Genomic DNA, 21,274 nt, shown 5'->3' on the forward strand with positions numbered 1-21,274 from the left:
GCACCGCGAAATCGAACAAAAGTAAATCCCCACCAAGGAGGGAATACCGTGAGCGAAGTGGTCAAGCTTGAGCGTCATGACGAGGTCGGGATCGTTACGGTCGACAGCCCTCCGGTCAATGCTCTGAGTGCCGCGGTCCGCGGTGGCATCCTGGAATGCATCAAGGCCGCAATCGCCGATCCCGCCATCAAGGGCATCGTGCTGACCTGTGCCGGCCGCACCTTCATCGCCGGCGCCGACATCACCGAATTCGGCAAGCCACCGAAGCCGCCCGCCCTCAACGACGTGCTGTCCGAGATCGAGAATTCGTCGAAGCCGGTGGTCGCAGCGATCCACGGCACGGCGCTCGGCGGCGGCCTCGAGGTCGCGCTCGCCTGTCACTACCGCGTTGCGGTGAAGGAAGCCAGGCTCGGCCTGCCCGAGGTGAAGCTCGGACTTCTGCCGGGCGCCGGCGGCACCCAGCGCCTGCCGCGCGCAGTCGGTCCCGAGCTTGCGGTCAAGATGATCGTCGGCGGCGATCCCATCGGTGCGGCTGAAGCGCTCAAGCATGGTCTGATCGAGGAGATCGTCGAAGGGCCGGCCTCGGGCGGCGAGGCGTTCGTCCGCAAGCTGCTGGCCGAGAAGCGCCCGCTCAAGCGTCTGCGCGACGACGATTCCAAGCTCGCGGCCGCCAAGGCCGACCGCTCGATCTTCACCAATGCGGTCGCCGCGATGACCAAGAAGTCGCGCGGCCTGGAAGCGCCGTTCGCCGCCGCCGACGCCGTCGGCTACGCCATTGACCTACCCTTCGACGAAGGTCTGAAGAAGGAGCGCGAGGGTTTCCTCAAGCTCGTCGCCAGCGACCAGTCCAAGGCGCAGCGTTATGCCTTCTTCGCCGAGCGTGAAGCCGCCAAGATCGCCGGCGTCCCCGACGGCACCAAGCCGCGTCCCGTGAACCGCGTCGCCATCCTCGGCGCCGGCACCATGGGCGGTGGCATCGCGATGTCGTTCGCCAATGCCGGCATTCCCGTCACCCTGATCGAGACCGGCGAGGAGCAGCTCAAGCGTGGCATGGGCATCATGCAGAAGAACTGGGAAGCGACCGCGGCGCGCGGCGGCATTCCGGCCGACGCGCCCGCCAAGCGCATGGCGTTGATCAACGGCGTCGTCGGCATCGAGAACGTCGGCGATGCCGACCTTGTCATCGAAGCCGTGTTCGAGACCATGGCGGTGAAGAAGGAAGTGTTCGGCAAGCTCGACCAATACGTCAAGCCCGGCGCCGTGCTCGCCTCCAACACCTCCTATCTCAACATCGACGAGATCGCGAAGTCGACCAAGCGTCCGCAGGACGTGCTCGGCATGCACTTCTTCTCGCCCGCCAACGTCATGAAGCTGTGCGAGATCGTGCGCGCCGACAAGACCGCGCCGGATGCGCTGGTCACCGCGGTGAACATCGCCCGCAAGATCGCGAAGGTGCCGGCCGTGGTTGGCGTCTGCGACGGTTTTGTGGGCAACCGCATGCTGGCCCAGCGCGGCAAGCAGTCGGAGAAGCTGTTGTTCGAGGGAGCTCTGCCGCAGCAGGTCGACGCCGTCGTCACCAAGTTCGGCATGCCGATGGGACCGTTCGCGATGGGCGACCTCGCCGGCCTCGACATCGGCTGGCGCTCGCGCAAGGACCGCGGCATCAAGTCGGAGATCGCGGACGCGCTGTGCGAGGCCGGTCGCTTCGGCCAGAAGACCGGCAAGGGCTACTACAAGTACGAAGCAGGCAGCCGCTCGGCGCTGCCCGATCCGGAGGTCGAGAAGCTGATCGACGAGACGCTCGCCCGTCTCGGCCGCAAGAAGCGAATCGTCAGTGACGACGAGATCCTCGAGCGCATGATGTACCCGATGATCAACGAGGGCGCGAAGATACTCGAAGAGGGCATTGCCGCGCGTCCCTCCGACATCGACGTGGTCTGGCTCTACGGCTACGGCTGGCCGATCTACCGTGGCGGCCCGATGTTCTGGGCCGACAGCGTTGGCCTCAAGCACATCGCCGATCGGCTCGCTTACTACGCCAAGGAGACCAACGACCCGAGCCTCGAGCCCGCTCCGCTGCTGAAGAAACTCGCGGCCGAAGGCAAGACGTTCGCTTCGCTCGCGGCGGCATCGAAGGCGGCTTGATGGCCGCTTCGTCTCAACCCTCGTCATTCCGGGCTCGCGACTTTGTCGCGCCCCGGAATGACGGTTTGTGTTAGTTGCACGCTCAAACAATCAAGAAAATGACCCATCCCGGCGAACAGTTTTACCCCGAGGGCGTGCGTTGGGACGACACCATCGTCCAGGGCTCGCTGCCTGATCTGCTGTCGAAGTCGGCCGCCGACTACGGCCCGCGCACTGCGCTGGAATTCCGTGATCGCCCGATCACCTACACCGAGCTCGCAGCTCGGGCCGAGCGCGCCGCGGCGGCGTTCCTGCGCGAAGGCATCGGCAAGGGCACGTCGGTCGCGCTGTTCCTCGGCAACACGCCCGACCACCCCGTCAATTTCTTCGGCGCGCTGAAGGCGGGTGCACGCGTCGCGCATCTGTCGCCGCTCGACGGCGAGATCGCGCTGACCCACAAGGTCTCGGATTCCGGCTCGCGCCTGCTCGTCACCTCGAACCTTCAGGCCTTGCTGCCGACCGCGCTTAAGTTCCTCGAAAAGGGGCTGATCGATCGCCTCGTCGTCTGCGAGGACGATGATTGGGGCAAGGTCGGCACGCCGCAGGCCGCGATCCCCGACGATCCCCGCATCGTCACCTTCAAGGCCTTCGTCGAAGGTGCCACAGCGCCCGCGCAATGGCCGTCGGTCACGGCCGACGACGTCGCGCTGCTGCAATATACCGGCGGCACCACTGGCCTGCCCAAAGGCGCCATGCTCACGCACGGCAATCTCACCTCGGCGGTGTCGATCTACGACGTCTGGGGCAAACCGTCGCGCGCGGCACGCGGCGATACGATCGAGCGCGTCATCTGCGTGCTGCCGCTGTTTCACATCTACGCGCTGACCGTCGTGCTGTTGTCCTCGCTCAGCCGGGGCAACCTGATCTCGCTGCATCAGCGCTTCGACGTCGAGGCCGTGATGCGCGACATCGAGATCAAGCGCGCGACGTATTTTCCTGGCGTGCCGACGATGTGGATCGCGATCGCAGCGCTCCCCGATCTCGACAAGCGCGACTTTTCCTCGCTCGCCACCATCGGTTCCGGCGGCGCGCCGCTGCCGGTGGAGGTCGCGAACTTCTTCGAGCGCAAGGTCGGCAAGAAGCTGCGCAGCGGCTGGGGCATGACCGAGACCTGCTCGCCCGGCACCGGCCATCCGCCCACCGGGCCGGAGAAGCCCGGCTCGATCGGCCTGATGCTGCCCGGCATCGAGCTCGATGTGGTTGCGCTGGACGATCCGAAAAAAGTGCTGCCGCCCGGCGAAGTCGGCGAGATCCGTATCAAGGGCCCGAACGTCACCCAAGGCTACTGGAACAGGCCGGAGGGATCTACAGATGCCTTCGTTGACGGCCGCTTCCTCACCGGCGACATCGGCTATGTCGACGCGGACGGCTATTTCTTTCTGGTCGACCGCAAGAAGGACATGATCATCTCCGGCGGCTTCAACGTCTATCCGCAGATGATCGAACAGGCGATCTACACCATATCAGGCGTGCACGAGGTGATCGTGCTCGGCATCCCCGACCAGTATCGGGGCGAGGCCGCCAAGGCCTTCATCAAGCTGAAGCCCGGCGCAAAGCCCTTCTCGCTCGACGAGCTGCGCGCGCAGCTCGCCGGCAAGGTCGGCAAGCACGAGCTGCCGGCCGAGGTCGAGTTCGTCGACGATTTGCCGCGCACGCCGGTCGGAAAATTGTCGCGCCACGAATTGCGCCAGCAGCAGAAACCGTCACAATCCACTCAAGCCATATCAGGAGGTCGCTCTTGACCGACGCCGTCATCGTTTCCACCGCCCGCACCCCGATCGGCAAGGCCTATCGCGGCGCGCTCAACGCCACCGAGGGCGCAACCCTGCTCGGCCACGCCATCGGCGAAGCCGTCGCTCGCGCCAAGGTCGATCCGAAGGAGATCGAGGACGTCGTGATGGGCGCAGCGCTGCAGCAGGGCGCGACCGGCGGCAACATCGCGCGCAAGGCGCTGCTTCGCGCCGGCCTTCCCGTCACCGTGGCCGGCACCACCATCGACCGGCAATGCGCCTCGGGCCTGCAGGCCATCGCGCTCGCCGCGCGCTCGGTAATCTTCGACGGCGTCGAGATCGCGGTCGGCGGCGGCGGCGAGTCCATCTCGCTCGTGCAGAACGACAAGATGAACGGCTTCCACGCCCAGGACCCGGCGCTGCTCAAGATCAAGGGCGAAGTCTACATGCCCATGATCGACACCGCTGAAGTCGTCGCCAAGCGCTACGGCATCTCCCGCGAGAAGCAGGACGAGTATTCGCTGGAGAGCCAGCGCCGCACGGCGGCAGCGCAACAGGGCGGCAAGTTCAAGGAGGAGATCGCCCCGATCACGACGCAGATGGCGGTCACCGACAAGGCGACCGGCACCGTGTCGATGAAGGACATCACGCTGTCGCAGGACGAAGGGCCGCGCCCCGAGACCACGCTCGAAGGCCTCGCCGGCCTCAAGCCGGTGCGTGGCGAGGGTTTCTCCATCACTGCCGGCAATGCCAGCCAGCTCTCGGACGGCGCCAGCGCCAGCGTGATCATGAGCGACAAGGAAGCCTCAAAGCGCGGCCTCAAGCCGCTCGGCATCTTCCGCGGCTTCGTCTCCGCCGGTTGCGAGCCGGACGAGATGGGCATCGGCCCGGTCTTCGCCGTGCCGCGTCTGCTCAAGCGCCACGGCCTCACGGTCGACGACATCGGCCTGTGGGAGCTCAACGAAGCCTTCGCGGTGCAGGTGCTGTATTGCCGCGACAAGCTCGGCATCGACCCCGACAAGATCAACGTCGACGGCGGCGCAATCGCGGTCGGCCACCCCTACGGTATGTCGGGCGCCCGCCTCGCCGGCCACGCCCTGATCGAAGGCCGCCGCCGCAAGGCCAAATATGCGGTCGTCACAATGTGCGTCGGCGGCGGCATGGGCGCGGCCGGGCTGTTCGAAGTTCTGCAGTAATTCACAGGAGGATCCGATGGATCTCGCATTCACGAAAGAAGAGCAGGCGTTTCGCGAGGAAGTGCGGCAGTTCTTCCGCGACAACGTGCCGCCGGATACCCGGCGCAAGATGGTCGAGGGCCGTCATCTCTCGAAGGACGAGATGGTGACGTGGTGGCGCATCCTCAACAAGAAGGGCTGGGGCGTCAGCCATTGGCCCAAACAGTATGGCGGCACCGGCTGGACCTCCGTGCAGCACTACATCTTCAACGAAGAGGTGCAGTCCTATCCGGCTCCGCAGCCGCTCGCCTTCGGCGTCAGCATGGTCGGCCCGGTCATCTACACCTTCGGCAACGAGGAGCAGAAGAAGCAGTATCTGCCGCGCATTGCCAATGTCGACGATTGGTGGTGCCAGGGCTTCTCCGAGCCCGGCTCCGGCTCCGACCTCGCCTCGCTCCGCACCAAGGCCGAGCGCAAGGGCGACAAGTGGATCATCAACGGCCAGAAGACCTGGACGACGCTGGCCCAGCACGCCGACATGATCTTCTGCCTCTGCCGCACCGACAACAACGCCAAGAAGCAGATGGGCATTTCCTTCATCGTGTTCTCGATGAAGTCCAAGGGCGTCACCGTGCGCCCGATCCAGACCATCGATGGCGGCGTCGAGGTCAACGAAGTCTTCTTCGACAATGTCGAGGTGCCCGTCGAGAACCTGATCGGCGAGGAGAACAAGGGCTGGGATTACGCGAAATTCCTGCTCGGCAACGAGCGAACCGGCATCGCCCGGGTCGGTGTCTCCAAGGAGCGGCTGCGCCGCATCCGCGATCTCGCCGGCAAGGTTGAATCCGGCGGCAAGCCGATCATCCAGGACGCTGCGTTCCGCGAGAAGCTGGCGGCGTGCGAGATCGAGCTGAAGGCACTGGAACTCACGCAGCTGCGCGTCGTCGCCGACGAAGGCAAGCACGGCAAGGGCAAGCCCAATCCGGCCTCCTCCGTGCTGAAGATCAAGGGCTCCGAGATCCAGCAGACCACCACCGAGCTGCTGATGGAAGTGATCGGCCCGTTCGCCGCGCCCTACGACGTGCACGGCGACGACGGCTCCAACGAAGCCATGGACTGGACCGCCCAGATCGCGCCGAGCTACTTCAACAACCGCAAGGTCTCGATCTACGGCGGCTCCAACGAGATCCAGCGCAACATCATCGCCAAGGCGGTGCTGGGACTGTGATCTTCTCCTCTCCGCGGAGGCGGGGAGGGCAATTTTTCCATCGTCATTCCGGGGCGCGACGCAGTCGCGAGCCCGGAATCCATAACCACCAATCGGGATTATGGATTCCGGGCCTGGCCCTACGGGCCATCTCGGAATGACGAAGCCAGATAGTCCGGGTACGAGGAACCAAAACATGGATTTTGATCTGAACGAGGAGCAACGGCTTCTCAAGGAAAGCATCGACGGCCTCTTGACCGATTCCTACGATTTCGAGAGCCGCAAGAAGTACATGAAGGAGAAGGGCGGCTGGAGCAAAGCGGTCTGGGGCAAGCTTGCCGAGCAGGGCCTGCTCGGCCTGCCGTTCGCAGAAGCCGATGGCGGCTTCGGCGGCGGTGGCGTCGAGACGATGATCGTGATGGAGGCGCTCGGTAAGGCGCTGGTGCTCGAGCCCTACCTCGCCACGGTCGTGATCGGCGGCGGCTTCCTGCGCCACGCCGGCACCGACGCGCAGAAGGCCGCGCACGTACCCGGCATCATCGACGGCAGCAAGACACTGGCGTTCGCCCAGCTCGAGAAGAACTCGCGCTACGACCTGTTCGACGTCGCGACCACCGCGAAGAAGAAGGGCGAGGCTTACGTCATCGACGGCGAGAAGTTCGTCGTGCTCAACGGCGAGAACGCCGACACGCTCATCGTCACCGCCCGTGCCAAGGGCGACCGGCGCGACAAGTCCGGTATCGGCGTGTTCCTGGTCCCGGCCAATGCCAAGGGCGTCGCCAGGAAGAGCTATCCGACCCAGGACGGCCTGCACGCCGCCGACATCACCTTCACCGGCGTCGAGGTGGGTGCGGACGCCGTGCTCGGCAATCCCGAGGATTCGCTGGCGCTGATCGAGCGTGTCGTCGACGAAGCCCGCATCGCGCTCTGCGCCGAGGCGGTCGGCCTGATGGACGAATCGCTCAAGACCACGGTCGAGTACATCAAGACGCGAAAGCAGTTCGGCGTCGCGATCGGCTCGTTCCAGTCGCTGCAGCACCGGGCGTCCGACATGTTCGTCGCGGCCGAGCAGGCCCGTTCGATGTCGATGTTCGCGACCATGGCCGGTGATTTCGAGGATGCCAAGGAGCGCGCCAACGCGATCGCCGCGGCCAAGGTGCAGATCGGCAAGTCGCTGAAGTTCGTGGGCCAGCAGGCGATCCAGCTCCACGGTGGCATCGGCATGACCATGGAGGCGAAGATCGGCCACTACTTCAAGCGCCTCACCATGATCGAGAACAGTTTTGGTGACACCGACTACCACCAGCGCCGCGTCGCGGATGGCGGCGGGTTGATCTAAGACACACCATGACTGTCATCCCGGGGCGCGCGAAGCGCGAGCCCGGGATCCATCAGGCGGCATCACGTGCGGTGAATTGGATTCCGGGCTCGCGCTACGCGCGCCCCGGAATGACCAGAGAGAGCTGAACAATGAAAAACACCCCGTTCGATCTCACCGGCAAGGTCGCCGTGGTCACCGGCTCCAGCCGCGGCATCGGCCGCTCCTCCGCCGAATTGCTGGCGAAACTCGGCGCCAAGGTCGTGGTCTCCTCGCGCAAGGCCGAGGCCTGCAAGGAAGTTGCCGACGGCATCAATGCTTCAGGCGGCGACGCCACCGTCATCCCCTGCAACATCGCGCGCAAGGCCGAGGTGGAGGCGCTGGTCGCGGGCACGATCAAGCACTACGGCAAGATCGACATCCTGGTCTGTAACGCCGCGGTGAATCCATATTACGGCCCGCTGCTCGACATCACCGACGAAGCCTTCGACAAGATCATGGGGTCCAACGTCAAGAGCAACATCTGGCTCTCTGCGCTCGCGATCCCGCAGATGGCCGAGCGCGGCAAGGGCTCCGTCGTCATCATTTCCTCGATCGGCGGCCTGCGCGGCTCCACCGTGATCGGTGCCTACGGCATCTCCAAGGCCGCCGATTTCGCGCTGTGCCGCTCGCTCGCCGGCGAATGGGGCCCGAAAGGCATCCGCGTCAACTGCATCGCGCCCGGCCTCGTCAAGACCGATTTCGCCCGCGCGCTGTGGGAAGACGAAGCCAATCTCAAGCGCCGCACCGCCACCACGCCGCTGCGCCGCATCGGCGAGCCCGACGAGATCGCCGGCGCGGTGGCCTATCTTGCCTCGGATGCATCGAGCTTCATGACGGGGCAGACCATCGTGATCGACGGCGGCGTCACCACCGCTGCGGTATAGCCCCCGCTCGCAGGGCTATGGCCCGCGCGCGTCGCGGCGCCCGGCGGGTGCGCTTTCGATGGCGCGCGCGACGATCAGGGACGATCGTTCGTCGAGATGCACCCCGTCGTCCCAGCGCAGCTCGCTCCCCGGCGGATCGACTGTCAGCCAGAGGCTGCGATCGGGGAAGGCTTCGTGGACGATCTCGCCGGTCGTCCGGACCACGCGCGAGCCCTCGATCTCCGGCGCGAAGGGAATGTGAAACAGGAAGACACGAACGCCGCGCCGCTGCAGATCGTCGACGAGTTGTCGCATGCGGACCACATTCGCGCGCGCCGGGGCGGTCGGGTCGCCGTCATTCATCTGCTGCAGCGCGCGGTCGAGATACACCCTGTTGTCGAACGTCCCAGGCGGGCGGGCGAGCAGGCGATCCTGCTCGGCGCGCGACCGGGCGGAACCGGGGCCGGCGTGATTCCAGGTCTCATAGGCCGCGATCACCGTTCGCACCGGCCGCAGGAGCAGGGCCTCCGCGCCCGCGCCATGCGAGAATTTCTCGATCAGCCCGCCGTCGGCTTCGCGCGACAGCACATTGGTCTCGATCAGCACGGTCTTCGGCAGGCGTGCTTGCCCGGCGACGATGGCGAGGCCGGTCACCGGTGAGCCGCCGGCCAGCGCCAGATTGCGCAGGCGTGGAAGCGTGAAATACTCCTCCTTGAGACGCCAGGTAACCGAGCTGCCGACCAGCACGATGTCGGGGACCGGCTCCTGAACGTAGCGGTTGAGGGTGACGAGGGTGCCGTCGCGCGTGGTGACGGCAGGCTGCTGCAGGGCCGAGCCGTAGCGTTGCGGGGCCAGGCCGCAGGCCAGCAGCAGCGCGACTGCTGCCACCGCGCACCTGACCAGCCATGAAAGCGTCGAGACCTGCTGCATCGTCAGAACTGGAAGTAGATGAAGGCGCTGTCGGCACCGGCTTCGAGATGAGTCAGTCCCGCGAGCCCGCCATAGAGATAGGGCTCCCACCGCCGCAACCGGCCCGCGATCAGCGCGCCGATGCCGGCATGCTGGAGGATCACCGGGAGGGCGTAGAGCAAAGCGAGATTGGTGAACAGCTTGGGCGGATTCGGCGCGTCGGTCGCGATGAACATCCCCTTGAGGTAGCCGAGCGCATGGTCGAATTCCGGCAGCTTGAAGAAGATCCAGAGCATGGTGACGCAGAAGAACACGATGCCCATCCTGATCACCCGCAGCGCCGGAGCCTCATTGCCGACAAGCTTCAGGAACGGCCGCTCGACGACCAGCAGCAGCCCGTGCGCCATGCCCCACAGCGCGTAGCTCAGGCTCGCGCCGTGCCAGAGCCCGCCGAGCGTCATCACGATCATCAGGTTGAGATAGGTGCGCACCCGTCCATGCCGGTTGCCGCCGAGAGGAATGTAGAGATACGTCCTGAGCCAGGTCGACAGGGAGATGTGCCAGCGCGTCCAGAACTCGGAGAACGACGTCGAGATGTAGGGCAGGTTGAAGTTCACGGGCAGGCGATAGCCGAACAGCAGCCCGAGCCCGACCGCAATCGCCGAGTAGCCGAAGAAGTCGGCGTAGATCTGGTAGCTGTAGAGAAACACCAGCAGCCAGCGATCCTGCGTGCGCAGCGTCTCGTGGAGCGGGAAGTCCATGTAGGACGTCATCTCGTTGAGATTGTTCGCCACGTACAGCTTGAAGAAATAGCCGACGAGAATCCACTTCGCGGCCTCGACGAAGGCGACGTCGCCGATCCGCTTCGGCACGATCTGCGGCATGAACTGCGCCGCACGCGTGATCGGCCCGGACACGAGCTGCGGGAAGAAGATGATGTAGAGGAACATGTCGCGCAGGCGCGCGGTGCGCTTCTCGCGCGTGAGGTCGACCAGCAGGCTGATGTTGTGGAACACGAAGAACGAAATGCCGATCGGCAGCGGCAGCCGCAGCAGGAAGTCGATCGGCGCGGCGTCGGTCAGCTGTGCTGCGCCGGAATCGACGAACAGGAACTTGTATTTGAAGAACGCCAGCAGGCCGAGATTGAAGACGATGCCGGCCGGCATCCAGACGGCGCGGTTCTCGAACGCGAGCACCAGGCAGACATAAGTGCCCAGCACCGCAACGAGCAACAGCGGCAGCAGCTCGGGCTGGCCGAAACCGTAGAAGAACACGCTCGCCAGCACCAGCAGCTGCACCTGGAAGCGCCGCAGCGGAGCCAGGTAATAGGCGCCGAACACCACCGCGACGAAGACGCCGAACTGATAGGAAGTGAATGTCATGCCGCCCCGTTTGCCCGGCATGGCGTTTAGCATTTTGGTCGAGATGGTCATAGCCTTGCGGGCCATGCAGGGATGCGACTTTTGGTTGCCGGCATGAGCGGCGTTGTTTACCCTCCCCTGGAGGGGGAGGGTCGCTGCGCATGTAATGCGCAGCGGGGTGGGGTGAAGCCGCAAAGATGGTGTCAACATCAATCCGACGCAACGCCGCGAAAAAGCTGAGGGCGAATACCACACCCCATGAGCGGATCCTGTGGCGTGCCTCAAAGAATTGCCGATCGAGGGCTCACACTTCCGCCGTCAAGCGCCGATCGGTCCATACATCGTCGACTTCTTCTGCCCCGCCAAGCGTCTCATCATCGAGCTCGACGGCGGCCACCACAATGAAGACCCCGTGGCCGCACGCGACCTCGACCGTCAACGCTGGCTCGAACACGAAGGTTACCGCGTCATCCGGTTCTGGAATTCGGAGATCACAGGAGACCTGACAGCAGTTCTCGAACGAATCTATGTCGAGCTCTACGGATCGCGCGAAGCCGAGACGACGCCGCTGAAGCATCGCCGAACTTAGCGAATCGGGCGCTCTTCTCTTACCTTCCCCTGGAGGGGGAGGGTCGGCTCACATTGAGCGTAGCGAAATGTGAGACGGGGTGGGGTGACGGTCTCTCCACATCCGACACCGCCCGTGTTGAGAGATCACCCCGCCCCGCTCGCGCTACGCGCGATCGACCCTCCCCCTCCAGGGGAGGGTAAGGAACGCGACCTGCATCCCACCTTGACCTTCTGCCTCCAATCCGCTCCCTTTGGCCCGACACAACGACTCCTCCGGGAAACGCCAAGGTAACTTCCATGTCTTTCGTCCTCGCCATCGACCAGGGCACCACCTCCTCGCGCGCGATCGTGTTTCGCGGCGACATATCGATCGCGGCGAAGGCGCAAGCCGAGTTTCCGCAGCATTTCCCGGCCTCGGGCTGGGTCGAGCACGAGCCGGAGGATATCTGGACCTCGACCGTGAAGGTCTGCCGCGACGCCATCGCGCAGGCCGGCATCGGTGCAAAGGACATCGCCGCGATCGGCATCACCAATCAGCGCGAGACCACCGTGGTGTGGGACCGCGCGACGGGGCAGGCCGTGCACCGCGCCATCGTCTGGCAGGATCGCCGCACCGCCGACATCTGCGCAAAACTCAAGGCCGATGGCCGCGAGCCCGTGATCTCGCAGAAGACCGGCCTGATCATCGATCCCTATTTCTCCGGCACCAAGATCGCCTGGATTCTCGACCACGTCCCCGGCGCCCGCGCCCGCGCCGCCCGCGGCGAATTGATGTTCGGTACCGTCGATTGCTATCTGCTCTGGCGCCTCACCGGCGGCAAGGTGCACGCCACCGACGCCACCAACGCCTCGCGCACCCTGCTGTTCAACATCCACACCGGCCAGTGGGACGACGAGCTCTTGGAGATCATCGGCGTGCCGCGCTCGATGCTGCCCGAGGTGAAGGATTCCTCCGCCCGCTTCGGCGAGAGCACACCCGATCTGTTCGGCGGCGCGATTCTCATCTCCGGCATCGCCGGTGACCAGCAGGCCGCCACCATCGGCCAGGCCTGCTTCCGCCCGGGCATGATGAAGTCAACCTACGGCACCGGCTGTTTTGCCTTGCTCAACACCGGCACCACGCCTGTGGTGTCGAAGAATAAGCTACTCACGACGGTCGCCTATCAGCTCGACGGCAAGCGCACCTACGCGCTCGAAGGCTCGATCTTCGTCGCAGGCTCGGCCGTGCAGTGGCTGCGCGACGGCCTCGGCATCATCAAGCACGCCGCTGAAACCGGACCTCTCGCCGACCAGTCCGATTCCATGCAGAGCGTCTATCTCGTCCCCGCCTTCGTCGGCATGGGCGCGCCCTACTGGAATCCGCGGGTGCGCGGCGCGCTGTTCGGCCTCACCCGCAACACCGGCCCCGCCGAGCTCGCCCACGCCGCGCTGGAGAGCGTCTGCTACCAGACCTTCGATCTCTGGGCCGCGATGCGCGCGGACTGGCCAAGCTCGGAAACCGCCAGCGTGGTTCTTCGCGTCGACGGCGGCATGACCGCGTCGGACTGGACCATGCAGCGCCTCGCCGATTTGCTGGATGCCCCGGTCGATCGCCCTGTGATTCAGGAGACCACGGCGCTAGGCGCCGCCTATCTCGCGGGGCTCCAGGCCGGCGTCTATCCCGAGCCGACCAAGTTCGCCGACAATTGGCGGCTGGAGCATCGCTTCAAGCCGAATATGAGCCAGGCGACAAGGGAGCGGAAGCTGGCGGGCTGGGCGCGAGCGGTCAAGGGCGTGCTGGCGAGCGATGAAGGGGAGGGGTAGGCGCGTCCCGCGTACGCCTATGAAGCAAGGCGCGACCAGCTGCCTCCACACCCTTCATTGCGAGGAGCTCTTGCGACGAAGCAATCCAGACTGCCAGCGCGCAGACAGTCTGGATTGCTTCGCTGCGCTCGCAATGACGGAGTGTGGGGCGACCGTCACGGGCCGACCTCTAGCGAACGAAAGCAGCGCCAAATGATCCTTCCCGACGGATATTCCAACGTCCCCGCCGGCAAGATCGCCGCTGTCGTCACCCATCTCGAAATGAATGCGCCTCCCGCCCGTCGCGATGATCCGCCGGGCGCGTGGACCCTGCGCAAGGTGGACGCCCCCGCGCTTCCCTGGTACCGCGATCTCTTCCGCCGCGTTGGCGAGGACTGGCTGTGGTTCTCGCGCGCCCGCATGACCGATGCAGAGCTTGCCGCGATCATTCACGCACCAGGTGTCGACGTCTACGCGCTGACCCTGGACGGCCGCGATGAAGGCCTGCTCGAACTCGACTTCCGCGAGCCCGGTCAATGTGAGCTGGTCTATTTCGGTGTCACGGGTCGCCTGATCGGTACGGGCGCCGCCCGCTTCCTGATGAACCGCGCACTGGCGATGGCGTGGTCCCGAGACGTCCACCGTGTCTGGGTGCACACCTGCACCTTCGATCCCCCCTCCGCCGTCGCGTTCTATGAGCGCTCCGGCTTCCGCCCGTTCCACCGCCAGATCGAGATCGCCGACGATCCGCGTCTCGACGGAACGGCGCCGCGCGATGCGGCGAAGCACGTGCCGATCATCGAGTAGCGTGCGAGGTCGAAGCCCGGATGAGGACATCGGTGAAGAACTGGCAGGCGACATTATTTGACGGCGTGAGGAAGCCGATCGGGCGGTCCTGGGCGTGGGCGGGGGACGCGGCGAAGAGCGCGAGAAGACAAAATTGCAGATGCCGCATGCGTCCTAAGAGCTCCGATCTGTCATGCCCGGACTTGATCCGGGCATCCATCGCTTTCTACTCTGAGGAAAGATGGATTTCCGGGTCAAGCCCGGCAATGACGAGAGGTGACCCATGTTCCTGATCGGCCAATACGACTCCCCCTTCGTCCGCCGCGTCGCGATTGCGCTGCGGCTTTACGGACTTTCCTTCGAGCACAAGCCGTGGTCGACCTTTGGCGATGCCGACAAGATCGCAGCCTATAACCCGCTGCGCCGCGTACCGACGCTGGTGCTCGACGATGGCGAGGCCTTGATCGAGAGCATGGTCATCCTGGACTATCTCGATGAGCACGTCGGCGAAGGGAAGGCGATGCTGCCGCGCGGCGGCGCCGAGCGCCGGAAGCACCTGCGCATCTGTGCGCTTGCCTCAGGCCTCGGCGACAAGGCGGTGAGCCTGCTCTACGAGCGCGTGCTGCGGAAGGAGCAGTTGGCGCTGTGGGTCGAGCGGTGCCAGGCGCAGATCGGCGATGTCCTGAAAGTGCTGGAGACCGAGCGCGCCAAGGTCACGACGCCGTACTGGCTGGGCGACCGCATCGGCCACGCCGATGTCGCGGTCGCCTGCGTCGTCCGCTTCACCCGCGAAGCCCATCCGCAGCTGTTCGACGCCGCGCGCTATCCGGCCCTGAGCGCCCATGCCGAGCGTTGCGAGGCCCTCGCGCCGTTCCAGGAGATCGTGCAGCCGCTGGCCCCGCCGAAGGGGTGAGACGCTCTCGCGTCCGGGGCACGAAGCCAAGCGTAAGGTGAGGGGCGCGCCTATCCGCTCTACTGCGAAGACTGCCACAGCAGCCGATCGTGCAACTCTACCCCTGTTTTGCCCGACGGCGCAAAGCCCGCCCGACGCCACAAAAAAATTGCTCAAACTTTTCAACCCCATCGCTACTGTGCATGGGGTTGTTTTCTCAAATTTTGCTTTGGAGCCGCGGCCTATCCCGCGCCGGCGCGCTTCTTCTGCCAGACGAGATGCACCGCGCAGGTGCAGCCCGGCGGATGTGAGGCGAGATCCGCCGGGGGCTCGTCGTTCGCGGGCGTTGCGGCAAACGTCTTGTCCTCGCGCGACGGGATGTAGTTCAGCACCGGCGCGAGCCAGCGCTCGGTCTCGGCCACCGTCATGCCCTTGCGCGCGGCGTAGTCCTCGACCTGGTCGCGCTCGATCTTGCCGACGCCGAAATAGTAGCTCTCAGGCGCAGCGAAATAGAGCCCGGATACGGACGAGCCCGGCCACATCGCAAAGCTCTCGGTCAGCTTCACGCCGGCCGTGGCCTCCGCATCGAGCAGCTCGAACAGCGTCGCCTTCTCAGTGTGGTCGGGCTGCGCGGGATAGCCCGGCGCGGGGCGGATGCCCTGGTACTTCTCGAGGATCAGATCCTCGGTGGAGAACGTCTCATCCGGCGCGTAGGCCCAGAACTCGCGGCGCACGCGGGCATGCATGCGTTCCGCGAACGCCTCGGCGAGGCGGTCGGCCAGCGCCTTGCACAGGATCGAGGAGTAATCGTCATTGGCGCTTCTGAAGCGGTCGGCGACCGCATCCTCGCCGATGCCGGCGGTGACGACGAAGCCGCCGACATAGTCGGGAACGCCTGCCGGCGCGACGAAGTCGGCGAGCGCCGCATTGAAACGGCCCTCGCGCTTCTCGAGCTGCTGGCGCAGCGTGTGCAGCGTCGCGATCTTCTTCGTGCGGCTCTCGTCGGCATAGAGCGCGATATCGTCGCCTTCGGCATTCGCCGGCCAGAAGCCGATCGTGGCGCGGGCCCGGAACCATTTCTCCTTGACGATGGTGTCGAGCATTTTTCGCGCGTCGTCGTAGAGCGAGCGTGCGACCTCGCCGACCTTGGCGTCGTCGAGGATTGCGGGGAAGCGCCCCGCGAGCTCCCAGGTCTGGAAGAACGGCGTCCAGTCGATATAGGGCACGAGCTCGGCGAGGTCGTAGTCGTCGAAGCTCTTGATGCCGAGGAAGGTCGGCTTCACCGGCTTGCTCTTGGTGAAATCCACCGGCACGCGGTTGGCGCGCGCTGCCGCGAGCTTCAGGCGCTTCTTGTCGGCCTGCGCGCGCAGATGCGCTTCCGAGATCTTGGCGTACTCGGCGCGCACCTCGGCGGCATAGGCGTCGCGCTTCTCGGGCGAGAGCAGCGAGGAGGCCACGCCGACCGCGCGGCTGGCGTCGTTGACGTGAACGACGGGCCCGGCGCGATAGCTCGGGTCGATCTTCACCGCGGTGTGCACCCGGCTCGTGGTGGCGCCGCCGATCAGCAGCGGCAGCTTGAGGCCTTCGCGCTGCAATTCGCCGGCGAAGAACGCCATCTCGTCGAGCGAGGGCGTGATCAGGCCGGAGAGACCGACGATGTCGGCCTTCTCCGCCTTCACGATTTCGACAATCTTGGCGGCGGGCACCATCACGCCGAGGTCGATCACCTCGTAATTGTTGCACTGGAGCACGATGCCGACGATGTTCTTGCCGATGTCGTGGACATCGCCCTTCACGGTCGCGAGCACGATCTTGCCCGCGGACGAGGAGCCTTCCGTGCCGATGCCGTTCGCGGCGTTGCGCGCCTTCTCTTCCTCCATGAACGGCATCAGCCAGGCCACGGCCTGCTTCATGACGCGGGCGGACTTCACCACCTGCGGCAGGAACATCTTGCCGTCGCCGAAGAGGTCGCCGACCACGTTCATGCCGGCCATCAGCGGGCCCTCGATCACGTCGAGCGGACGCGACGACGCCTTGCGGGCCTCTTCGGTGTCCTGCTCGATGAACTCGGTGATCCCATGGACCAGCGAATGCGAGAGACGCTTGGCGACCGGCCATTCGCGCCAGGTGAGATCGGCCTCCTTGGTCTGGGTCTTGTTGCCGCGGAATTTCTCGGCAAGCGCCAGCAGGCGTTCGGATGCGCCCGGATCGCGGTTGAGGATGACGTCCTCGCACACTTGGCGCAGCTCGGGGTCGATGTCGTCATAGACGATCATCTGCCCGGCATTGACGATGCCCATGTCCATGCCCGCCTTGATGGCGTGATACAGGAACACCGAGTGCATGGCCTCGCGCACCGGCTCGTTGCCGCGGAACGAGAACGACAGATTGGAGACGCCGCCCGAGATGTGCGCACCCGGCAGGTTCTGCCGGATCCACCGCGTCGCCTCGATGAAGTCGACGCCGTAATTGTTGTGTTCCTCGATGCCGGTCGCGATCGCGAACACGTTCGGATCGAAGATGATGTCCTCGGGCGGGAAGCCGACCTTGTTCACCAGGATGTCGTAGGCGCGCTTGCAGATCTCGGTCTTGCGCTTGAACGTGTCGGCCTGGCCGACCTCGTCGAACGCCATCACCACCACCGCCGCGCCGTGGCGCCGCGCGATGTTGGCTTCGTGAATGAACTTCTCCTCGCCTTCCTTCATCGAGATCGAGTTGACGACCGGCTTGCCCTGGACGCATTTCAGGCCGGCTTCGATCACCGAGAATTTCGAGGAATCGACCATCACGGGAACGCGGGCGATGTCGGGCTCGGCGGCGACGAGGTTGAGGAAGGTCACCATTGCGGCTTCCGAATCCAGCAGGCCCTCATCCATGTTGACGTCGATGATCTGCGCGCCGTTCTCGACCTGATCGCGTGCGACCTGCAGTGCGGCGGTGTAGTCGCCGGCGGTGATCAGCTTGCGGAAGCGGGCCGATCCGGTGACGTTGGTGCGCTCGCCGACGTTCACGAACGGGATCGCGTCCGTCAGCACGAACGGCTCGAGGCCGGAGAGCCGCAGGCGCGGTTCGATCTCCGGCACGATGCGCGGCTTGTGCGGGGCGACGGCTGCCGCAATCGCCGCGATATGGTCAGGCGTGGTGCCGCAGCAGCCGCCGACGATGTTGACGAGGCCGTCCCGCGCGAACTCGCCGACGAGGCGCGCCATGTACTCGGGTGTCTCGTCATACTGGCCGAATTCGTTGGGCAGGCCCGCGTTGGGATAGGCGCAGACCAGCGTATCGGCGACACGGCCGATATCGGCGATGTGCGCGCGCAAATCTTCCGCGCCGAGCGCGCAGTTGAAGCCGATCGTGATGGGCTTGGCGTGCCGCACCGAATGCCAGAACGCCTCCGGCATCTGGCCCGAGAGCAGGCGGCCGGACTTGTCGGTGATGGTGCCCGACACCATCACGGGCACGTCGATGCCGCGCGCTTCGGTGATCTCGGCGATGGCGTAGAGCGCCGCCTTGGCGTTCAGCGTGTCGAAGATGGTCTCGACCAGCAAGAGGTCGACGCCGCCGTCGAGCATGCCGTTGATCTGCTCGCCGTAAGACTTGCGCAGATCGTCGAAGGTGACGGCGCGGTAGCCGGGATTGGACACGTCTGGCGAGATCGAGGCGGTGCGGTTGGTCGGCCCGATGGCGCCGGCGACGAAGCGCGGCTTGCCGTCCTCGGCCTCAACGCGGCGCGCGGCATTGCCGGCGAGGCGGGCGCCTTCACGCGCCATCTCGTAGACGATGTCGGTGAGGTCGTAATCGGCCTGCGCGATCGAGGTGGTCGAGAAGGTGTTGGTCGCGACGATGTCGGCGCCCGCGCGCAAATAGGCCGCGTGGATGTCCTCGATCGCCTGCGGCTGGGTCAGGATCAACAGGTCGTTGTTGCCACGCAGGTCGCGATGAAAATTCTTGAAACGCTCGCCGCGGAAGGCGGCCTCGTCGAACTGCAGGTTCTGGATCATCGTGCCCATGGCGCCGTCGAGCACCAGGATGCGCTCGCGTGCGGCATTGAGCAGGGCAGTTCGCTTCGGAGAGGTGGATACGGTCATGTTGTCTTACGCCGCCTTCTGCGCGCTCTTGGCGCGGATGCCGAGCAAATGGCTGATCGCGAACACGAGATCGGCGCGGTTCATGGTGTAGAAATGGAAGGTGTCGACGCCGTTCTTGGCGAGCTTCTGCACCTGGCCGGCGGCAACCGTCGCGGCCACCAGCTTGCGGGTCTCGGAATCGTCGTCGAGGCCTTCGAATTTCGCGGCGAACCAGTCCGGCACCGTGGTGCCGGCCCGCGTGACAAAATTGCGCGCCTGCTTGAAGTTATGCATGGGCATGATGCCGGGCACGATCGGGATGTCGATGCCGCGGGCGCGGACGCGGTCGAGATAGCGGAAATAGAGGTCGTTATCGAAGAACACCTGGGTGATCGCGCGCGCAGCGCCGGCATCGACCTTGGCCTGCAGCGTGTCGATGTCGGCATCGAAGTCGCGCGCCTCGGGGTGCTTCTCGGGATAGGCCGACACCGACACTTCGATGTCGCCGTGCCGCTTCTTGATCCCCGCGACCAGATCGGCCGAGTTCTGATAGCCGTCGGGGTGGCTGGAATAGGGCGTGCCGATACCGCCGGCGGGATCGCCGCGCAGGGCCACGATGTGGCGGACGCCGACCTCGTGATAGCGGTCGACGATCTCGTCGATCTCGCCGCGCGAGGCGCCGACGCAGGTCAAATGCGCGGCCGGCAGCAGCGCGGTCTCTTTCAGGATGCGGGCGATGGTCGAATGGGTGCGCTCGCGGGTCGAGCCGCCGGCGCCATAGGTCACCGAGACGAATTTCGGGTCGAGCGGGGCGAGCCGGTTGATGGTCTCCCAGAGATTGCGCTCCATATCCTCCGTCTTCGGCGGAAAGAACTCGAAGGAGATCGCAGGCCGCTTCAGGTGCCCGTCTTGCCCGTCGGCTCGGGCAGGAATCGTCAGATCGGTCATGGCACCACTCGCTCCAGATATGTCGCCAGATCCTGGCGGCCGCCAGTCGGGTCTAGTTTGGAAGTGCCTAAGATAGGGCAAAGGCTGTTTGATCGACAGCCCATCAGAGATGGGAAGTGGCCCACTTGCACCGATAATCGTCGTATTATTGGTTGTAGTATGACTTTGGTGGGCTGTCGCCGGTGCGTAAAAAATGTAATATGATCAATAAAGTAATGAGGTTTAGATTGGGTCTGAGGGCAGTATCGATGGTGGGCAAAAGGAAATTGTGCTCTTATAGACGTCAATCGGCCCAATCAGTTCTCTTTGACCAAACGCCTCGGCTCGCGACCTGCACACGTCAGACCTGCGCAGCCACCCCATTGTCGCCGCGTAGTCCTCCACTAGGTTAGCGCGCCATGATCCCGCTCTCAGTCCTCGACCTCTCGGTCGTCACCACAGGCACCAAGCCCGCTGCGGCCTTGCGCAATAGCATCGACCTGGCGCGCCATGTCGACGGGCTCGGCTATGTCCGCTACTGGCTCGCCGAGCATCACAACCTCGCCTCGGTCGCGAGCCCGGCGCCCGATCTCATGATCGGCCAGATCGCGGCGGTGACGAAGCACATCCGCGTCGGCTCCGGCGGGGTGATGCTGCCCAACCACGCGCCGCTGGTGGTGGCCGAGCGCTTCAAGATGCTGGAGGCGCTGTTTCCGGGCCGAATCGACCTTGGCCTAGGTCGCGCGCCCGGCACCGACGGAGCGACGGCCTACGCGCTGCGCAGCCGGCTCGACCGCCGCGAGGGCGACGATTTCCTGGAGCGGCTGCACGAACTGATCCTGTGGGAGACCCGCGAATTCCCCGCAGGGCACCCCTACCACAACGTCGTCGCCATGCCCGACGACACCGCCCTGCCGCCGATCTGGCTGCTCGGCTCCAGCGATTATTCCTCGGAACTGGCCGCGCAGGTCGGCATGGGCTTCGCGTTCGCCCATCATTTCGCGTCCCATGATGCGGTCGATGCGATGGTGCATTACCGCAACCGCTTTCAGCCATCGGCCTGGCGTGCCAGCCCGCACGCCATCCTCGCCGTCGCCGTCATCACGGCCGATACCGATGAGGAGGCCGAACGGCTTGCCTCTTCGTTCGACCTCAACCGGCTGCGCCGCGACCGCGGACAATATCTGCCGCTGCCGAGCGTCGAGGAGGCGATGGCTTATCCCTACTCCGAAGCCGAGCGCACCTCGATTCTGCGCAACCGCTCACGCCTGTTCGTCGGCAGCCCTGCGACGGTGCAGAAGAAGCTGCAGCTGCTGATCGAGGCGAGCAAGCCGGACGAGCTGATGGTGATCACGGCCGTGTACGATCACGAGGCGCGGAAGAAGTCGTATTCGCTGCTGGCGGAGGCGTTCGGGCTTAAGGCCGCTGCTTAACGCTCAGTGCCCGGACGAATCGCCCTTC

Annotated in this window: 15 protein-coding genes; 11 read left to right on the plus strand and 4 right to left on the minus strand. The window is 65.2% G+C overall.

Annotated elements, in window-relative coordinates; genetic code table 11:
* Positions 1–48: 48 nt before the first annotated feature.
* From C7G42_RS05420 to C7G42_RS05445, 6 genes are all read left to right on the plus strand, one after another.
* Entirely contained in the window at positions 49–2,145 is a 2,097-nt protein-coding gene (locus C7G42_RS05420; protein WP_106947992.1) for a 3-hydroxyacyl-CoA dehydrogenase NAD-binding domain-containing protein, read from the plus strand.
* 98 nt (positions 2,146–2,243) lie between these two features.
* Positions 2,244–3,926 (plus strand): dicarboxylate--CoA ligase PimA, encoded by a 1,683-nt coding sequence (gene pimA / locus C7G42_RS05425; protein WP_106947993.1) that lies wholly within the window; start codon positions 2,244–2,246, stop codon positions 3,924–3,926.
* Positions 3,923–5,110 carry an acetyl-CoA C-acyltransferase gene (locus tag C7G42_RS05430; RefSeq protein WP_106947994.1) on the plus strand — a complete coding sequence of 396 codons (1,188 nt, stop codon included), beginning with the start codon at positions 3,923–3,925 and terminating at the stop codon, positions 5,108–5,110. Before pimA ends, C7G42_RS05430 begins: the two co-directional genes overlap by 4 nt.
* Before the next feature lie 16 nt (positions 5,111–5,126).
* The gene (gene pimC / locus C7G42_RS05435) at positions 5,127–6,317 is read left to right on the plus strand and encodes a pimeloyl-CoA dehydrogenase large subunit (RefSeq protein WP_106947995.1); all 1,191 of its coding nucleotides are present in this window, start codon (positions 5,127–5,129) and stop codon (positions 6,315–6,317) included.
* 175 nt (positions 6,318–6,492) lie between these two features.
* Positions 6,493–7,635 (plus strand): pimeloyl-CoA dehydrogenase small subunit, encoded by a 1,143-nt coding sequence (gene pimD, locus C7G42_RS05440; protein ID WP_106947996.1) that lies wholly within the window; start codon positions 6,493–6,495, stop codon positions 7,633–7,635.
* 131 nt (positions 7,636–7,766) lie between these two features.
* On the plus strand, positions 7,767–8,540 hold the full coding sequence (locus C7G42_RS05445; protein WP_106947997.1) for an SDR family NAD(P)-dependent oxidoreductase: 774 nt from the start codon (positions 7,767–7,769) through the stop codon (positions 8,538–8,540).
* Between the two features lie 15 nt (positions 8,541–8,555).
* On the opposite strand, the gene C7G42_RS05450 is transcribed toward C7G42_RS05445, so the two are convergent.
* Together C7G42_RS05450 and C7G42_RS05455 are read right to left on the minus strand one after the other, a co-directional pair.
* Positions 8,556–9,449: a hypothetical protein gene (locus tag C7G42_RS05450; protein ID WP_106947998.1), complete on the minus strand. Its 894-nt coding sequence runs from the start codon at positions 9,447–9,449 to the stop codon at positions 8,556–8,558.
* Positions 9,450–9,451: 2 nt separating this feature from the next.
* Positions 9,452–10,810 (minus strand): MBOAT family O-acyltransferase, encoded by a 1,359-nt coding sequence (locus C7G42_RS05455; RefSeq protein WP_158537565.1) that lies wholly within the window; start codon positions 10,808–10,810, stop codon positions 9,452–9,454.
* A gap of 250 nt (positions 10,811–11,060) precedes the next feature.
* On the opposite strand from C7G42_RS05455, the gene C7G42_RS05460 reads away from it, so the two are divergent.
* The 4 genes from C7G42_RS05460 to C7G42_RS05485 all read left to right on the plus strand — a co-directional run bounded on the left by C7G42_RS05460 (position 11,061) and on the right by C7G42_RS05485 (position 14,840).
* Positions 11,061–11,378, plus strand: a complete 318-nt coding sequence (locus C7G42_RS05460; RefSeq protein WP_245427541.1) for an endonuclease domain-containing protein — start codon at positions 11,061–11,063, stop codon at positions 11,376–11,378.
* Between the two features lie 278 nt (positions 11,379–11,656).
* The gene (gene glpK, locus C7G42_RS05470) at positions 11,657–13,162 is read left to right on the plus strand and encodes a glycerol kinase GlpK (protein ID WP_106948001.1); all 1,506 of its coding nucleotides are present in this window, start codon (positions 11,657–11,659) and stop codon (positions 13,160–13,162) included.
* Between the two features lie 192 nt (positions 13,163–13,354).
* The gene (locus tag C7G42_RS05475) at positions 13,355–13,948 is read left to right on the plus strand and encodes a GNAT family N-acetyltransferase (protein WP_106948002.1); all 594 of its coding nucleotides are present in this window, start codon (positions 13,355–13,357) and stop codon (positions 13,946–13,948) included.
* A gap of 262 nt (positions 13,949–14,210) precedes the next feature.
* Positions 14,211–14,840 (plus strand): glutathione S-transferase family protein, encoded by a 630-nt coding sequence (locus tag C7G42_RS05485; protein ID WP_106948004.1) that lies wholly within the window; start codon positions 14,211–14,213, stop codon positions 14,838–14,840.
* Between the two features lie 221 nt (positions 14,841–15,061).
* On the opposite strand, the gene metH is transcribed toward C7G42_RS05485, so the two are convergent.
* Positions 15,062–18,907 carry a methionine synthase gene (metH, locus tag C7G42_RS05490; protein WP_106948005.1) on the minus strand — a complete coding sequence of 1,282 codons (3,846 nt, stop codon included), beginning with the start codon at positions 18,905–18,907 and terminating at the stop codon, positions 15,062–15,064.
* Positions 18,908–18,913: 6 nt separating this feature from the next.
* Positions 18,914–19,834 (minus strand): methylenetetrahydrofolate reductase [NAD(P)H], encoded by a 921-nt coding sequence (metF, locus tag C7G42_RS05495; protein ID WP_106948006.1) that lies wholly within the window; start codon positions 19,832–19,834, stop codon positions 18,914–18,916.
* A 398-nt stretch (positions 19,835–20,232) separates the two neighbouring features.
* Between metF and C7G42_RS05500 the strand changes: the two genes are divergently transcribed.
* Positions 20,233–21,246 carry an LLM class flavin-dependent oxidoreductase gene (locus tag C7G42_RS05500; protein ID WP_106948007.1) on the plus strand — a complete coding sequence of 338 codons (1,014 nt, stop codon included), beginning with the start codon at positions 20,233–20,235 and terminating at the stop codon, positions 21,244–21,246.
* The last annotated feature ends 28 nt before the right edge of the window (positions 21,247–21,274 follow it).

The sequence above is a fragment of the Bradyrhizobium sp. MOS003 genome (assembly GCF_003020125.1).
Classification (GTDB): Bacteria; Pseudomonadota; Alphaproteobacteria; order Rhizobiales; family Xanthobacteraceae; genus Bradyrhizobium.

Excerpts from the sequence above, each read along its gene's own strand:
- C7G42_RS05450 (WP_106947998.1), bottom strand. The coding sequence starts at position 9,449 with ATGCAGCAGGTCTCGACGCTTTCATGGCTGGTCAGGTGCGCGGTGGCA.
- glpK (WP_106948001.1), top strand. The coding sequence starts at position 11,657 with ATGTCTTTCGTCCTCGCCATCGACCAGGGCACCACCTCCTCGCGCGCG.
- C7G42_RS05455 (WP_158537565.1), bottom strand. The coding sequence starts at position 10,810 with ATGACATTCACTTCCTATCAGTTCGGCGTCTTCGTCGCGGTGGTGTTC.
- metH (WP_106948005.1), bottom strand. The coding sequence starts at position 18,907 with ATGACCGTATCCACCTCTCCGAAGCGAACTGCCCTGCTCAATGCCGCA.
- C7G42_RS05475 (WP_106948002.1), top strand. The coding sequence starts at position 13,355 with ATGATCCTTCCCGACGGATATTCCAACGTCCCCGCCGGCAAGATCGCC.
- pimD (WP_106947996.1), top strand. The coding sequence starts at position 6,493 with ATGGATTTTGATCTGAACGAGGAGCAACGGCTTCTCAAGGAAAGCATC.
- C7G42_RS05485 (WP_106948004.1), top strand. The coding sequence starts at position 14,211 with ATGTTCCTGATCGGCCAATACGACTCCCCCTTCGTCCGCCGCGTCGCG.
- C7G42_RS05445 (WP_106947997.1), top strand. The coding sequence starts at position 7,767 with ATGAAAAACACCCCGTTCGATCTCACCGGCAAGGTCGCCGTGGTCACC.
- pimA (WP_106947993.1), top strand. The coding sequence starts at position 2,244 with ATGACCCATCCCGGCGAACAGTTTTACCCCGAGGGCGTGCGTTGGGAC.
- pimC (WP_106947995.1), top strand. The coding sequence starts at position 5,127 with ATGGATCTCGCATTCACGAAAGAAGAGCAGGCGTTTCGCGAGGAAGTG.
- C7G42_RS05500 (WP_106948007.1), top strand. The coding sequence starts at position 20,233 with ATGATCCCGCTCTCAGTCCTCGACCTCTCGGTCGTCACCACAGGCACC.
- metF (WP_106948006.1), bottom strand. The coding sequence starts at position 19,834 with ATGACCGATCTGACGATTCCTGCCCGAGCCGACGGGCAAGACGGGCAC.